Here is a 14,769-nt window from a genome sequence, read left to right as displayed (position 1 = left end):
CACAACGAAATCGCGTGGTTAACGTCCCTCGGCGCCGCGCCTCTTAGTTGCACTTCAGTTGCAGGGGGCATTTTGTGCTTTGTGGTCCCCTCATTGTTTTTATTGGGGTTTGTTGCGCAGCCGGTGCAACGGGGGAGGCGAATCCGATGGCGCTAAAAACGCTGCAATTACAAGGGATTAGAGTGGCTGGGGAACCTGGATTCGAACCAGGACTAACGGAGTCAGAGTCCGTGGGTCTACCGTTAACCTATTCCCCAGCAGGCGTGGTCATGAACCGCGCGGGCTGAGCGGCCGAGCCGCTGTGAGCGCTGCCTTGTAGCCGCCAGCGGAAAATAGTCAAGCCTGCTTTGTCGTTCAAATCACAACGTTTCGCGATTTGTCGCGCGGTGCTTCACTTGCCGGGCCGGCTGAACTGCGAGCGCTCGAAAAACAGCACGATGCCCAGCCCGATGATCAGCGGGATGATCAGGTAGAACAGCCGGAACAACAGCAGCGCGGCCAGCACGCCGACCGGGTCCATGTCCGACAGGCCGGCCAGGAAGACGACTTCGAAGACGCCAAGCCCGCCCGGCGCGTGCGAGATCTGCGCGACCGAGAACGAGACGAGGAAGACGCCGAGCACGACGAAGTAGCCGGGATTGTTGGCCTCGGGCAGGGCAAAGAAGATGATCGCCGCCGCCCCCAAAAGCTCGATCGGGCCGATGATCAGCTGCCGCGCGACAATCGGCAGTGCTGGATAATGCAACTGGAAGCTGGCGATCTTCAGCGGCCGCAGATGCAGCCAGCTGCCGAACACATAGGCGGCGACGAGGAGCAGCATGGCGATGCCTGCCGCCTCGGACAGGCCGTGATGGGCAATGCCGGAGAATCGGTCGAGGATCTGCGGCTCGAACACCAGCACCAGGCCGGAAGCCAGAATCGTCGACAGCACGAAGGTGATCCAGCAGATCGCCACGAGCACGCCGACCTCCTGCCCAGTCAGTCCCCTTGTGCCATAGGCGCGGTAGCGGATGACGGCGCCGGAGAACACCGAACCGCCAATGTTGTGCGACAGCGCATAGGTGGTGAACGAACATAGGGTGACGAACAGCCAGGATACCCGCTTGCCGATATGCAGGAGCGCGATGTGATCGTAGCCGGCGAGTGACGCATAGGCGATGACGGAACTGACCGCCGCGAGGATCCAGCCGCGGGTGGGAATGGCTGATATGCCGTCCCATACGTCATCGAGGGAAACGCCGCGCAGTTCGTGCCAGAGCAGGAAGAGCGAAAAGACAACCGCGGCAATGCCGACGACCGGCCAGAAGTAGCGTTTCCAGTTCATTGCTTGCCTGCCATGCGTTCGGGCCTGTTCCTTTTTCTGCTTCGCGGCGACGGATCGACGACGATTCCCGATCCTTGAGCCCCCATTTCAGAAATGCCTCATCGAAGCCGGCTATTCAACCAGCATGACGTTACCCACACATTGCGTAACCGGAGTTTTCGCTCTCGCTCCATCCGCTGCGAATGGGCAGCCACCCCGCGCCCGCCTTCCCGCCGCCGGCAAAATTTCGGCATGCGCTCTTGGTGATCCGGCCGTGCGCTGTTAGTCTGGCGGCAACTTAAAACATGGAAAGCGCCTGCTGCGTCCTATCAACGGTTCGCGCGGCGCCGGAAGGAACGACAGTGGAAGACCGCGACACCGGCGCAGGCGCGCCGGAGGTAGGCGCGTCCAGCGCTTCCCCGCCGCAAGGCTCGGGAAGCCCATCCGCCGGCCGGCATCACCGCCGCCCGGGGGAGCATCGGCAACCCGGCAGACATGCTGGCGCCGGGCAGCAGGCTGACGACGCGGGCCAGAATCAGAAGGGCAAGCCCAAGAAGCGGCGCAAGCGCAGGCGCGGGCGCAAGGTTTTCGCGCGCGACGAAGCCAAGGCTGGAGCGAACGGATCGCCACCATCCCGTGACCATGCTGTTTCGGCTGAATCTTCGCGTGGAAAACCGGTTGTGGTCCTGCCCGCAATCACTGCCATACGCGTGGAGCAGGCTGAGCGCAGGCCGCCCATGCCGGAACTTCCGGTGTTTGCCGCACTCGATCTCGGTACCAACAATTGCCGGCTGCTGGTCGCGGTGCCCACCCGTCACGGCCAGTTTCGCGTCATCGACGCGTTCTCGCGCATTGTCAGGCTGGGCGAGGGGCTGACCGCCAACGGAAGGCTTGGGCAGCCCGCCATGGACCGCGCCGTCGAGGCGCTGAAGATCTGCGGCGACAAATTGCGCAACCGCAAGATCAGAAAAGCCCGCCTCATTGCCACGGAAGCCTGCCGCACGGCGGAAAACGGCGTCGAATTCCTCGATCGTGTCGAGCGCGAAGCGGGCTTGAAACTCGAGATCATCGATCGCCAGACCGAGGCGCGGCTGGCGGTTTCGGGCTGCGGGTCGCTGGTCGAGCGTGAGACCGAAGGCGTCGTGCTGTTCGATATTGGTGGCGGCTCGTCGGAAATCGCGCTGATCGATCTCGCGGGCCGGCGTTCGCCACGGCTTGCCAACCACATCGTGTCCTGGACATCCTTGCCGGTTGGCGTTGTGTCGCTGGCCGAGCGTTTCGGCGGCCGCACCGTGACGCGCGAGGTTTTTGCCGCCATGGTCGATGATGTCGCCGGCCGGTTGGCCTGCTTCGATGGACGCGACCGGCTGAGCCATCTCAAGGCCAGCCCGAATTTCCACCTGCTTGGTACCTCCGGCACGGTGACGACGCTGGCGGGCGTGCATCTCGATCTCGAACGCTATGACCGCCGCCGGGTCGACGGATTGTGGATGGACCGCGACAGCGTCGACCGCATGGTCGAGAAGCTGGTTGGCTGGGATTTCCAGCAGCGCGTTGCCAACCCCTGCATAGGCGCCGATCGCGCCGACCTTGTGCTTGCCGGCTGCGCCATCCTGGAAGCGATTCGCGCCGTCTGGCCATCGGAGCGGCTGCGTGTCGCCGATCGCGGCCTGCGCGAGGGTATATTGAGCGAATTGATGGCCGACGATGGCGTCTGGCGCAACAATGGGCGTGGCAGAGCATGATCCCGAACCGAAGGACCGCGTTAGCGAAAAGTGGCGCCCGGTTTTCGGGGGAGACCATGCTCAAACAAGAAGTCAAGCTATGACCAAGAAACCGGAAAAGCCTGGCTCCGCCAGCATTCGCGTGCTGAAGACGCGGATCAAGAAGAAAAGCGGCCTGAAAGAATCGTCGCGGCGCTGGCTCCAGCGCCATATCAACGATCCCTATGTGCAGCGCTCGAAGGCCGACGGCTACCGTTCCCGCGCGGCCTACAAGCTGATCGAGATCGACGACAAGCATCATCTGCTGAAGCCTGGCATGAAGGTCATCGACCTGGGCGCGGCGCCCGGTGGCTGGTGCCAGGTCGCCGCCCAGCGGACAAAGTCGACGGCGGAAAAGCCGCATGTCATCGGCATCGATTACCTTGAAATGGACGCGGTGCCCGGCGCACCGGTGCTGCTGATGGATTTCCTCGACCCGCAGGCGCCGGAAAAGCTGGCCGAGGCCTTGGGCGGTGATCCCGATATCGTGCTGTCCGACATGGCGGCGCCGACGACCGGGCACAAACGGACCGATCACATCCGCACCATGCATCTGTGCGAGGTCGCCGCCGACTTCGCATTGTCGGTTCTGAAACCCGGCGGCCATTTCCTGGCCAAGACGTTTCAAGGCGGCGCCGAGAACGAGCTGCTTGCCATGCTCAAGAAGAATTTTCGGTCGGTTCATCACGTCAAGCCGCCGGCCTCGCGTGACGAATCGGTTGAACTTTACCTGCTGGCGAAAGATTTCAAGGGGCGAGAAGCCGGTCCGCCCTTGGGCGGATCGGAACGTCCAGTGGACGTTCCGAAGGCTTCGAGCGCCCGGAGCGACAGCGAAGGGCCGGAGGACGCGGAGGACTGATCTGCGCGCCGACTGCCGGTCCACCCTTGGGCGGATCGGAACGTCCAGTGGACGTTCCGAAGGCTTCGAGCGCCCGGAGCGACAGCGAAGCGCCGGAGGACGCGGAGGACTGATCTGCGCGCCGGGCAAGGCGAGCCCGAAGCTTAAATTAGGCCAGCCATCAGCTGCCGGGAGGGCTCACAGGCTCCAATGTCTTGGGCTGCGTCAGCCTGCCATGTCCCGACACCGCATTGCCGGCGTCCGGCGCCAGTCGCATGAACGACAGTGCCGCCGCCGCCGACACAGCCGCCACGATGAAGAATGCGTTGTGGAAATCGCCAAGGGTCAGCGGGCCGCCGTGGACCTTCTGCGAGATCTCCAGGATGCCGCCGGCCAGGGCCACGCCAAGCGCGATCGCCAATTGCTGGAAAACGGCGGTGATCGGCGTTGCCTTGCTGGTGTCTTCAGGCGAAACCTCGGCGTAGGCGAGGGCATTGACGCCGGTGAAGAACATCGAGCGGATGAAGCCGCCGGCGAGCAGCATGGCGAGGATCAGCGCGTAGGGCGTCTCGGGGGTGAACAGGCCGTTCACGGCGATCGTGGCGGCGGCGACGATCGAGCCGACAATCAGCACCCTGCGGAAACCGGCCACCCTGAAGATCAGGGAGGTGACGAATTTCATGCCGATGGCGCCGATGGCCGAGACGAAGGTGATCATGCCGGACTGGAACGGCGTCAGCCCGAAGCCGATCTGGAACATCAGCGGCAACAGGAACGGCACCGCGCCAATGCCGATGCGAAACAGCCCGCCGCCGAGCACCGAAGAGCGGAAGACCTGGTTGCGGAAGAGGTTGAGGGCCAGCAGCGGGTTTTGCGCGTGGCGCGCATGCCACAGGTAAAGCGCCCCTGACACAACCCCGACGGTCACCGTGGCGAACCCGACCATGGGCGGCAAGGCGGGCAGGCTGACCACCGAAAGGCCGAACACCACGCCGGATGCCGCCAGTCCGCTCAGCACGAAACCGGTGAAATCGAGCGGCGGCGTCTCCATGGATTCGGTTTCCGGCAGGAAGCGCGTGGCGAGCCAGATGCCGATGACACCGATCGGCACGTTGATCAGGAAGATCCAGTGCCAGGTGAAATAGGTCGTGATGAAGCCACCGATGGGAGGGCCAACGAGCGGACCTACGAGGGCGGGGATGGTCAGCCAAGACATGGCGCCGACCAGTTCGCTCTTCGGCGTGGCGCGCACCAGCACCAGGCGCCCGACAGGCGTCATCATGGCGCCGCCTACGCCTTGCAGGAAGCGCGAAACCACGAAAGCCAGCAGCGAGTCGGATATGGCGCAGGCAATCGAACCGACGACAAAAACCGCGATCGCGGCGCGAAACACGTTCTTGGCGCCGAACCGGTCGGCCATCCAGCCGCTGATCGGAATGAAGATCGCCAGCGATACGAGATAGGCGGTCAGCGCCAGTTTCAGTGCGATCGGGCTGGTCTGGATGTCCACGGCGATCGCCGGCAGCGACGTCGCGATGACGGTCGAATCCATGTTTTCCATGAACAGTGCGACCGCCAGGATAAGCGGGATGGTGCGATTCACGAGCGTGCCCGTTCCAGAGTCCTTTCCGGCTGGGGGCGAGCCGGTAGGAGGGGCGGTTATCACGGCAGGCCAGCGATGTCGTGTTATTTTGCTGTCACTTTTGTGCGACCGCAACCATTGGTGGCGTCATTGGCTGTTCGATGACGCTTTTGTGCAATGCAATGATCGGCTTTTCATCGGCGGCGGGACGTGTTACCAGCCAGCGCCAATCCTGAAAGGGAAGAACGAGTCGGCGCTGTCCATTCCGGTCCAGCGCTTTTTTCGCATTCTGAAGGGCTGGCCATGGCAAAAATCATTGAAACGTCCACCGGCGCGCTGGCGCTGACCTTTGACGACGTGCTGCTGCAGCCCGGTCATTCCGAAGTCATGCCCGGCGAGACCGATATCCGCACGCGCATCGCCGGCGACATCGACCTCAACGTACCGATCCTTTCCGCCGCCATGGATACGGTCACCGAGGCGCGTCTCGCCATCGCCATGGCGCAGGCCGGCGGCATCGGCGTTATCCACCGCAATTTCTCGCCGGCCGAACAGGCCGAGCAGGTGCGCCAGGTGAAGAAGTTCGAATCCGGCATGGTCGTCAATCCAGTCACGATCGGTCCCGATGCCACGCTTGCCGACGCGCTGTCGCTGATGCGCACCTACTCGATCTCGGGCATTCCAGTCGTCGAAAACGGTGGCGCCGGCGGCCACACGGTCGGAAGACTGGTCGGCATCCTGACCAATCGCGATGTGCGCTTTGCCTCCGATCCGTCGCAAAAAGTCTACGAATTGATGACCCGTGAGAACCTGATCACGGTCAAGGAGAATGTCGATCAGGACGAAGCCAAGCGTCTCCTGCACCAGCACCGCATCGAAAAGCTGGTTGTGCTCGACAAGAGGGGCAATTGCGTCGGGCTGATCACCGTCAAGGATATCGAGAAGTCGCAGCTCAACCCGCACGCCACCAAGGATGCGCAGGGCCGCCTGCGGGCCGCCGCCGCCACCAGCGTCGGTGATGACGGCTTCGAGCGTGCCGAGCGCCTTATCGACGCCGGCGTCGATCTGCTGGTGATCGACACGGCGCACGGCCATTCGCAGCGCGTCCTCGACGCCGTGACGCGCGCCAAGAAACTGTCCAACTCGGTTCGCATCCTGGCGGGCAACGTCGCCACCGCCGAGGGCACGCAGGCCCTGATCGATGCCGGCGCCGACGCCGTCAAGGTCGGCATCGGGCCGGGCTCGATCTGCACCACCCGCATCGTCGCTGGCGTTGGCGTGCCGCAGCTTTCAGCGATCATGTCGGCCGTGGAAACCGCGCACAAATCGGGCGCCTCGGTCATCGCAGATGGCGGCATCAAATATTCCGGCGACCTCGCCAAGGCGCTCGCCGCTGGTGCGAGTGCCGCCATGATCGGCTCGCTGCTGGCCGGAACCGATGAGAGCCCCGGCGAGGTCTATCTGCACCAGGGCCGCTCGTTCAAAGCCTATCGCGGCATGGGTTCGGTCGGCGCAATGGCGCGCGGCTCCGCCGACCGCTACTTCCAAGCCGAGGTCCGTGACACGCTGAAACTGGTGCCGGAAGGCATTGAAGGGCAGGTTCCCTACAAAGGACCTGTGTCTGGCGTGCTTCACCAGCTTGCGGGCGGCTTGAAAGCCGCTATGGGTTATGTCGGCGGTCGCGATCTCGCTGATTTTCGCGAACGCGCTACCTTCGTGCGCATATCCAATGCAGGACTTCGTGAAAGCCACGCCCATGACGTCACGATTACCCGCGAAAGCCCGAACTATCCCGGCGGAGCCTGATCGGCCCGAGCAATATGCATACTGGGGCCTGCCGGTGACGATCCTGCGGCTGTCGCGCCATGCGGCGGCATTGTGTTTCGTCTCGGCGGCGGTCTTCATCGCCATGACGGCGCTGGAATTCCTCTATTTCCGGCAGTTGAGCGGCGGTCTGCCGTCGCTCGATGTCCGCATCACCGGTTTCGCACCGGATGAGGGCATGGCCTGGCTTACGTCGCTCGGCCGTCGCGGCAGCGAGATCATCCTCGTCTGGCATTACCTGACCTTCGACCTGCTTTTTCCGGCACTCCTGTCGGTGACGATGGTCAGCCTGATCCTGGCGACGGGACGACGCATGAAGAGTTTCCGGACTTTGCCGGTACAACTACAGTCGATCTTCGCGTTGATGCTCGTGCTGCCTTACACCTTTGCCGACTATGCGCAGAACATTGCCGTGGCGAGTCTGCTCTCGGACTTTCTGACGGCCAATCCGGATTCACTGTCGCTTGCATCGTCTTTGATTGTCACCAAATTCGCGCTTCTCGCGATACCGTTGATCGTGATCGCGGTTTTCACCGTGGCGGGACAGAAGCAGCGTTGAGCCGAAAGGCAAGAAGGGCGGATACTCCATGAACCAGACCACGATCTTCTGGCCCATGCTCGCGCATGTGCTGCTCATCTATATGGTCTATGGGGTGATGGGCAGGCGCAGGTACGCCGCGGTCAAATCAAGCGAAGCCAGGGTCGGTCAATACAAGGTGCGCACGACCGAGCCGGCCTCCTGCGTCACTGTTGCCAACAACCTTATCAACCAGTTCGAATTGCCGGTGCTTTTTTACGTCCTGTGCCTTACGCTGCACACGACCAACGGCGTCAACTATCTGACGCTGGCCCTGATGTGGATTTTTGTCGCGTCGCGCTATTTCCATGCCTGGGTACACCTGACCAGCAACAATCTGCTGCTGCGCAGCCGCGCTTTTTTCCTGGGGGCGGTGGTCCTGGCGCTGGCCTGGATCTGGTTCGCGCTCCATCTGCTCGGAGTGGTTTGACTGCGGCGCGATCTTCCCTTCTCCCCAAAGAGGAAGGGAGGATCGCGCTAGCCCCTACAAATCGAACACCGCGATCTTGCGCTTGTCGAATTTGATGGCGAGTTCGCCTCGCACCAATTTGAGCGCCGCCTCGCCGAATACGGCGCGCCGCCAGCCTTGCAATGCGGGCACGTCGGCGGCTTCGCCTTCGCCGGCGATCCGGTCGATATCGTCGCTGGACGCCAGCACCTTCGAGGCGACGCCTTCCTTTTCCGCGATGATCCGCAACAGCACCTTCAACAGTTCCGCAGCGGCGCTGGCGCCCTCCGGCGGCTGGAAGTTCTTCGGCAGTTTCGGCATGTCTTCCTTGGGCAAGGCGAGCGCGCTGTTGACGGCGCCGAGCAGGGCCGTTGCGGTCGATGATCGCTCCCAGCCCTTAGGCGTGGTGCGCAGCTTGCCCAGTGCTGTCGCGTCGCGCGGTGCCTGCTGCGCGATCTCGTAGATGGCGTCATCCTTGAGCACGCGACCACGCGGTACGTCGCGCTCGCGCGCCTCGCGCTCACGCCAGGCCGCCACCGCTTGCACGATCGCCAGTTCCTGCGGCTTGCGCAGCCGCATCTTCAGCCGCTTCCACGCATCCTCGGGATGCGGATCATAGGTCTCGCGGGAGGTCAGCACCTCCATTTCCTCATTCAGCCAGTGGGCGCGGTTTTCCCGCACCAGCTCTGCGCTGAGATGTTGGTAGACCTCGATCAGATGGGTGACATCGGCAAGCGCGTAGTCGAGCTGCTTGTCGGAAAGCGGCCGGTGGCGCCAGTCGGTGAAACGGGAAGACTTGTCTAGCCGGGCACCTGTGATCCTCTGGACGAGCTGGTCATAGGAAACGCTGTCGCCGAAGCCGCATACCATCGCCGCCACCTGGGTGTCGAACACCGGGTGGGGAACAAGATCGCCGAGATGGACGATGATTTCGATGTCCTGCCGAGCCGCATGGAAGACTTTGACCACCGCTTCATTGGCCATCAGCCTGAAGAACGGCCTGAGGTCGATGTCGGGTGACAAGGGATCGATCAGCGCCGTCACGCCGGGCGCGGCCATCTGGATCAGGCACAGGATCGGCCAGAAAGTCGTCTCGCGGATAAATTCGGTGTCGACGGTGACGAAATCCGACTTTTCGAAAGCGGCGAGAACAGTCTCGAGCTCTTTTTGGGTGGTGATGACGTGCATCAAATCGCTTTTGTCAAAGTAAGGTCTCTTTCAATTTCAGCCGCGCGTGCTTTCGTCAAGCCGCAGTGCAGTCATCTATGCTCTGTTGGACCATCGGAATCGCCATTGCGCCGGGCGAGGCGGGCAAAAACCGTTGAGGTGCGCAAAAGCGCCGTGAAACGGCTGCGGTGGCCTGCCGGCACGCCAGAGCGCGCCCGCATCCGATAGAGTATCACGGCGATGAAGATCGCATAGACAATGGCGCTGAACACGAACAGCGCGCTTGGCCCGAAATACTGCATCGCGGTCGAGGCCGCGAACGGCCCGCCAATCGCGCCGAAAGAGTAAAACAGCATGAGCGCCGCGTTGATCAGCACGAACTCGCCCTTGTCGGCACGGTCGTTGGAGTGTGCCGCCGACAGCGAGTAGAGCGGCATGGCGAAGCAGCCGAAGGTGAAGACGATCACGAAGTTGAGGAATGGATTGCTTCCCGCGATGAACGCGAGCGCCAGCGCCGCGAGCAACGCGCAGCTTGTGGTGATCAGCAGCACGTAGCGCCGGTCCCAGCGGTCAGAGAGATACCCCAGCGGATACTGGATGATGGCGCCACCGAAGATGCCGACGCTGACGAAGGTGACGACGTCGGCGACCGACAGGCCGATCTGTTCGGCATAGACGGGCGACAGCGTACGAAATGCGCTGTTGGTGACGCCGACGGCAACGCAGCCGAAACAGCCAAGCGGAGAAATCCGCCAGACGCGTGCCAGGTCAAGCTTGACGTCTTCCGGCGGCGTCGGATTGGAGCGGTCGCCGAGCGATACCGGCACCAGCGACAGCGTGATCATCATCGACATGATGGCGAAAATGGCAAAGCCGCCGGTACCGAATACAGGGATCAGGAACTGGGCTGATGTCACCGAGCCGGTGTCGACCATCCGGTAGATGGCCAGCACGCGCGCCCGATCCTTGTTGGCGACGCCGGAATTGAGCCAGCTTTCGATGATGGTGAACAGGGCGGCGAAGCAGAACCCGCCGGCGAAGCGTACCGCGCACCACATCACGGGATCGACGACCAGGATCAGCAGCAGCGTTCCCGCCGAGGCGATCGCCGCCAATGCCGCGAAGGCGCGTACATGGCCGACGGCCTTCATGATGCGGGTCACCGCCAGGCAACCCAGCAGGAAGCCGGCGAAATAAAAGGTGCCCATCAGGCCGATGGATGAGGCGGAAAATCCCTCCTGCGCACCGCGCAGCGCGATCAGCGTGCTCTGCAGGCCATTGCCGCCCAGAAGGATGCCGGCGGCGATCAGAAGCGGAATCAAGGGTCGGATGGAGGACATGAAGGCAATCGCTTGGACGTTGAACCTTCTTGAACCATCGGTTGCGTCAATGCCAGCGGCAAATTCCCGGCAAAGCAGACGTCACCGCAGCTCGATTAAGCGCAAGTCATCCAAGCGTCGGCGGTTCAACCCGTATGGTCTCCATGATCGCGCGCTCCAACGTCAGGTTCACCGACCTTGCCGTAAGCGGACGCGTGCGGTGGGCCACGCCCTTCTTCACGCAGTATAGGTCGTTCGGCCCCAGTTCGACTGTTCCATGCTCAAGGTCTATCGCCAGCCTGCCTTCGATGCCTATGAAAACCTCGTCAGAATCGGGATGCAGGTGCCAATAAAATGCCTCGGTCATCACGCTCATCCGCGCCACGTGATCGTTCACGTCGCACAGAGGATGGTTTCGGTAGGAAAGCGTGCTCCCGCTCTCGACCGTGAGGTTCTTGACGTCTTCCACCATTGCGTTCTCCAATCAGGATCGATGGTTCGGCCATTCGGCGCGACGGGCAGGATATACGCTAACCTTCCTGGCCGGGGCCGTCAGCGTTTGCCGCGCGCGCGTTCACGGCTGCCTTGGATGCGTTTGCACACTGCCGAGCCGGCCAGAGACGCCGCCTACGGCCCGCTTACCTTGACAAACCCCGTCTCTCATGCGCTTTTCGCCCGAATTTCGGGCCTGGCTGTCATGCTTCGGCCTGCAACCCAGAATCCCGGACTTTATCAATGACAATGCACCGTTACCGCAGCCACACCTGCGCCCAGTTGAGGAAATCCGACGTCGGCTCGAGTGTTCGCTTGTCGGGTTGGGTCCATCGCGTCCGCGACCATGGCGGCCTGCTCTTCATCGACTTGCGCGATCATTATGGTCTGACCCAGATCGTCGCCGATCCGGATTCGCCGGCCTTCAAGATCGCCGAAACCGTGCGCGGCGAGTGGGTCATCCGCGTCGATGGCGAAGTCAAGGCGCGCTTGCCCGACACCACGAATGCCAATCTGCCGACCGGCGAGATCGAGATTTTCGCACGCGAGATCGAGGTGCTTTCCGCCGCCAAGGAGCTGCCGCTGCCGGTGTTCGGCGAGCCGGACTATCCAGAGGACATCCGCCTCAAATACCGCTTCCTCGATCTGCGCCGCGAGACGCTGCACAAGAACATCGTGGCGCGCACGAAGATCATCGCCGAGATGCGCAAGCGCATGGGCGATGTCGGCTTCACCGAGTTCTCGACGCCGATCCTGACCGCCTCGTCGCCGGAAGGCGCGCGCGACTTCCTGGTGCCGTCGCGCATCCATCCCGGCACCTTCTACGCCCTGCCGCAGGCGCCGCAGCAGTACAAGCAGCTCATCATGGTGTCGGGCTTCGACCGTTACTTCCAGATCGCGCCGTGTTTCCGCGACGAGGACCCGCGCGCCGACCGTCTACCGGGCGAATTCTATCAGCTCGACCTGGAGATGAGCTTCGTCGAGCAGGACGACGTGCTGTCGACGATGGAACCGGTCATGCGCGGCGTGTTCGAAACATTCGCCAACGGCAAGCCGGTCACGCAGAAATTCCAGCGCATCGCCTATGACGTCGCCATGCGCAAATACGGCTCCGACAAGCCAGACCTGCGCAACCCGATCGAGATGCAGGCCGTTTCCGACCATTTCCGCGATTCAGGCTTCAAGGTTTTCGCCAACATCCTGGCCAACGACCCGAAGGCCGAAGTGTGGGGCATTCCCGCCAAGACCGGCGGTTCGCGCGCTTTTTGCGATCGCATGAATTCATGGGCGCAGAGCGAAGGCCAGCCGGGCCTTGGTTACATCTTCTGGCGCAAGGAAGGCGAGAAGATCGAAGGTGCCGGTCCGCTCGCCAAGAACATCGGCGAAGAACGCACCGAGGCCATTCGCCAGCAGCTTGACCTTGCCGATGGGGATGCTGCCTTCTTCGTGGCGGGCGATCCGAAGAAGTTCGTGTCGTTCGCGGGTGCGGCGCGCACGCGCGCCGGCGAGGAGTTGAACCTCGTCGATCGCGATCGTTTCGAGCTGTGCTGGATTGTCGACTTCCCGTTCTTCGAATGGAACGAGGACGAGAAGAAGATCGACTTCGCCCACAATCCGTTCTCGATGCCGCAGGGCGGCATCGACGCGCTGAATGGCGAGGACCTGCTCGGCATCAAGGCATTCCAGTACGACATGGTCTGCAACGGCTTCGAAATCGCGTCGGGCGGCATCCGCAACCATCTGCCGGAAACCATGGTCAAGGCCTTTGAAACCGTCGGGCTGGATCGCGCTACAGTCGAGGAGCGTTTCGGCGGCCTCTACCGCGCCTTCCAGTATGGCGCGCCGCCGCATGGCGGCATGGCGGCCGGTGTCGATCGTGTCGTCATGCTTCTGGTTGGCGCCAAGAACCTGCGCGAAATCACCATGTTCCCGATGAACCAGCAGGCTTACGACCTGCTGATGAACGCGCCATCGGAAGCGACCCCGCAGCAGCTTCGCGAATTGTCGCTGCGCGTCGCCGTGGCGAAGAAAGAAGCTTAGGAAATACGCCGAACCGATTCTTTCGATTCAGAAAGACTCAAACAAAAGCCCGGCAGCGATGCCGGGCTTTTGTTTGGCTGAAGCTGTAAGCTCAGTCCTCGTTCGCCTTGACCGTAACGCCGAGTGTCTTCGGCAGGTCGAGCGGGTTGGACATGGCGCCGGCCATGATCAATGCGAACGGCACTGCTGCCGGCGGCTCGGCGGAGATTTCGAGGCTCTTCGGTTCGTCGAGGAATTTGCCGACGGCCGTCGTCACCTGCGCAGTCAGTTCCGGGTTGTTGAGCTGCGACATGCCGAACGGTACGATCGCCTTGGCCTGGTTGGCGATGTCCTTGGCCGACATGCCTTGCTGCTTGCCCACATACTCCAGAACCTTGTTGGTCAGCGAATCGTCGTCGAAGCGGATCGACGCGCTGTTGAGCGAAAGCTGCTGCAGCAGGCCGAGCATCGCCATGCCCTGTGCCGACTTGTCGGCGCCTTCGGGCTGCGCAGCCATCTGCTTCTGCACAGCTTGCAGCGACTTGATGAAGTCCATCGTGTAGCCGCCGAGGTCGAAGGTCATGCCGAGCGTGCCGGCATTGTCGACGGAGACATCGTACTTCGACAGCTCCATCTTGCCGTCGGTGGGCTGCCAGGTGCCGGCGATTTCAAAATTGCCCGTTATGTTCTGGTAGCCGAGCGCGTCGATGACTTCCTTGGACTTCGGATCATCGACCAGGGTGAGGTCGGCATGGTATTTTTCGGTGGTGCCGGAAAACTCCATCGCCTTGCCGTCCGCTGGCGGCGTGATGGTGATGGCAAGCCCGTCCATCGAAAACGCTGTCTTGTCATCCTTCTTGACGGTCAAGTTCGCCAGTTCCGCGGACTTGTACATCATCAGTGAACCCAACGGACCGGTAGCGTTCTCCGCGGGAACCGTCATGTCATGGATCACGAACGGGGTGGTCGTGAGAGTGACGCCGTCCTTGCTGTGCGAGAACGCAGCCGTCGACACGGTTGCGATATCATAGCCGCCGTTTGCGGCGGTCACGCCTTCGAGCTTCACGTCGCCGATGGCGAGCGCTTCCTTTTCGGCCGCCGGCTTGATGGCCACGCCTTGCAGCACCATGCTGGAATCATCGCCGGTGACGCCAGTCCAGGAGATGTCGACGCCTTGAGCCGCGAGAACTGCCTTCAATCGGTCGGCAACCGCCGCATCCTGCGCGAGGGCCGCGTTGAGAGGAAGCGTCAGCAAGAAGGTCGAGAAAGCGAGTTTTTGGAGAGTTGAGCGTTTGATTGTCATCGCGGGTTCCCTGAGAGTGTCCTGAAATTGTTTTTCAATTCGGCGCGCCATCACCATTCCGTGACGAACTGGACGGGAAAAAGGCGTATCCCCGAACAATGGTCGAAATTCACGGCGAAAGGCAAACCGATCCG

General features: G+C 62.3%; 13 protein-coding genes and 1 tRNA gene. 7 read left to right on the top strand and 7 right to left on the bottom strand.

Features of this window, described 5'->3' with window-relative positions:
• Positions 1–183: 183 nt before the first annotated feature.
• Positions 184–257 (bottom strand) — tRNA-Gln (locus ABVQ20_RS10185).
• 134 nt (positions 258–391) lie between these two features.
• On the bottom strand, positions 392–1,324 hold the full coding sequence (locus tag ABVQ20_RS10180) for a lysylphosphatidylglycerol synthase domain-containing protein (protein ID WP_354459371.1): 933 nt from the start codon (positions 1,322–1,324) through the stop codon (positions 392–394).
• Between the two features lie 341 nt (positions 1,325–1,665).
• Between ABVQ20_RS10180 and ABVQ20_RS10175 the strand changes: the two genes are divergently transcribed.
• On the top strand, positions 1,666–3,048 hold the full coding sequence (locus ABVQ20_RS10175) for a Ppx/GppA phosphatase family protein (protein ID WP_354459370.1): 1,383 nt from the start codon (positions 1,666–1,668) through the stop codon (positions 3,046–3,048).
• Positions 3,049–3,127: 79 nt separating this feature from the next.
• Positions 3,128–3,925: an RlmE family RNA methyltransferase gene (locus ABVQ20_RS10170; RefSeq protein ID WP_354459369.1), complete on the top strand. Its 798-nt coding sequence runs from the start codon at positions 3,128–3,130 to the stop codon at positions 3,923–3,925.
• A 160-nt stretch (positions 3,926–4,085) separates the two neighbouring features.
• Here the strand turns inward: ABVQ20_RS10170 and ABVQ20_RS10165 are convergent, their stop codons facing one another.
• Positions 4,086–5,507 (bottom strand): MFS transporter, encoded by a 1,422-nt coding sequence (locus ABVQ20_RS10165; protein ID WP_354459368.1) that lies wholly within the window; start codon positions 5,505–5,507, stop codon positions 4,086–4,088.
• On the opposite strand from ABVQ20_RS10165, the gene ABVQ20_RS10160 reads away from it, so the two are divergent.
• From ABVQ20_RS10160 to ABVQ20_RS10145, 4 genes are read left to right on the top strand one after another with little or no spacing between them, the layout of a single operon-like run.
• Positions 5,494–5,832: a hypothetical protein gene (locus ABVQ20_RS10160; RefSeq protein WP_354459367.1), complete on the top strand. Its 339-nt coding sequence runs from the start codon at positions 5,494–5,496 to the stop codon at positions 5,830–5,832. The two genes, ABVQ20_RS10165 and ABVQ20_RS10160, sit on opposite strands and share 14 nt — an antisense overlap.
• Positions 5,790–7,292: an IMP dehydrogenase gene (guaB, locus tag ABVQ20_RS10155; protein WP_354459366.1), complete on the top strand. Its 1,503-nt coding sequence runs from the start codon at positions 5,790–5,792 to the stop codon at positions 7,290–7,292. Before ABVQ20_RS10160 ends, guaB begins: the two co-directional genes overlap by 43 nt.
• Positions 7,243–7,869, top strand: a complete 627-nt coding sequence (locus ABVQ20_RS10150) for a hypothetical protein (protein ID WP_354459365.1) — start codon at positions 7,243–7,245, stop codon at positions 7,867–7,869. The genes guaB and ABVQ20_RS10150 overlap by 50 nt, the downstream gene beginning before the upstream one ends.
• Before the next feature lie 28 nt (positions 7,870–7,897).
• Positions 7,898–8,317 carry an MAPEG family protein gene (locus ABVQ20_RS10145; protein WP_354459364.1) on the top strand — a complete coding sequence of 140 codons (420 nt, stop codon included), beginning with the start codon at positions 7,898–7,900 and terminating at the stop codon, positions 8,315–8,317.
• A 54-nt stretch (positions 8,318–8,371) separates the two neighbouring features.
• Here ABVQ20_RS10145 and rnd read toward each other — a convergent pair whose 3' ends face one another.
• The 3 genes from rnd to ABVQ20_RS10130 form a co-directional block, all read right to left on the bottom strand.
• Positions 8,372–9,523: a ribonuclease D gene (rnd, locus tag ABVQ20_RS10140; RefSeq protein WP_354459363.1), complete on the bottom strand. Its 1,152-nt coding sequence runs from the start codon at positions 9,521–9,523 to the stop codon at positions 8,372–8,374.
• Between the two features lie 71 nt (positions 9,524–9,594).
• Positions 9,595–10,842 (bottom strand): MFS transporter, encoded by a 1,248-nt coding sequence (locus tag ABVQ20_RS10135; protein ID WP_354459362.1) that lies wholly within the window; start codon positions 10,840–10,842, stop codon positions 9,595–9,597.
• A gap of 106 nt (positions 10,843–10,948) precedes the next feature.
• Entirely contained in the window at positions 10,949–11,293 is a 345-nt protein-coding gene (locus ABVQ20_RS10130) for a cupin domain-containing protein (protein WP_354459361.1), read from the bottom strand.
• 263 nt (positions 11,294–11,556) lie between these two features.
• On the opposite strand from ABVQ20_RS10130, the gene aspS reads away from it, so the two are divergent.
• On the top strand, positions 11,557–13,353 hold the full coding sequence (gene aspS / locus ABVQ20_RS10125; RefSeq protein WP_354459360.1) for an aspartate--tRNA ligase: 1,797 nt from the start codon (positions 11,557–11,559) through the stop codon (positions 13,351–13,353).
• Between the two features lie 91 nt (positions 13,354–13,444).
• Here the strand turns inward: aspS and ABVQ20_RS10120 are convergent, their stop codons facing one another.
• The gene (locus ABVQ20_RS10120; protein ID WP_354459359.1) at positions 13,445–14,635 is read right to left on the bottom strand and encodes an aq_1923 C-terminal domain; all 1,191 of its coding nucleotides are present in this window, start codon (positions 14,633–14,635) and stop codon (positions 13,445–13,447) included.
• Positions 14,636–14,769 lie beyond the last annotated feature (134 nt).

It is taken from the genome of Mesorhizobium shangrilense, assembly GCF_040537815.1.
Classification (GTDB): Bacteria; Pseudomonadota; Alphaproteobacteria; order Rhizobiales; family Rhizobiaceae; genus Mesorhizobium; species Mesorhizobium shangrilense.
This window is presented reverse-complemented; position numbering and strand designations above follow the sequence as displayed.

What these genes read in the sequence shown, in the direction of transcription:
- aspS (WP_354459360.1), top strand. Translation starts at nt 11,557, where the DNA reads ATGACAATGCACCGTTACCGCAGCCACACCTGCGCCCAGTTGAGGAAA.
- ABVQ20_RS10160 (WP_354459367.1), top strand. Translation starts at nt 5,494, where the DNA reads ATGGTGCGATTCACGAGCGTGCCCGTTCCAGAGTCCTTTCCGGCTGGG.
- ABVQ20_RS10150 (WP_354459365.1), top strand. Translation starts at nt 7,243, where the DNA reads ATGACGTCACGATTACCCGCGAAAGCCCGAACTATCCCGGCGGAGCCT.
- ABVQ20_RS10135 (WP_354459362.1), bottom strand. Translation starts at nt 10,842, where the DNA reads ATGTCCTCCATCCGACCCTTGATTCCGCTTCTGATCGCCGCCGGCATC.
- ABVQ20_RS10180 (WP_354459371.1), bottom strand. Translation starts at nt 1,324, where the DNA reads ATGAACTGGAAACGCTACTTCTGGCCGGTCGTCGGCATTGCCGCGGTT.
- rnd (WP_354459363.1), bottom strand. Translation starts at nt 9,523, where the DNA reads ATGCACGTCATCACCACCCAAAAAGAGCTCGAGACTGTTCTCGCCGCT.
- ABVQ20_RS10120 (WP_354459359.1), bottom strand. Translation starts at nt 14,635, where the DNA reads ATGACAATCAAACGCTCAACTCTCCAAAAACTCGCTTTCTCGACCTTC.
- ABVQ20_RS10130 (WP_354459361.1), bottom strand. Translation starts at nt 11,293, where the DNA reads ATGGTGGAAGACGTCAAGAACCTCACGGTCGAGAGCGGGAGCACGCTT.
- guaB (WP_354459366.1), top strand. Translation starts at nt 5,790, where the DNA reads ATGGCAAAAATCATTGAAACGTCCACCGGCGCGCTGGCGCTGACCTTT.
- ABVQ20_RS10145 (WP_354459364.1), top strand. Translation starts at nt 7,898, where the DNA reads ATGAACCAGACCACGATCTTCTGGCCCATGCTCGCGCATGTGCTGCTC.
- ABVQ20_RS10170 (WP_354459369.1), top strand. Translation starts at nt 3,128, where the DNA reads ATGACCAAGAAACCGGAAAAGCCTGGCTCCGCCAGCATTCGCGTGCTG.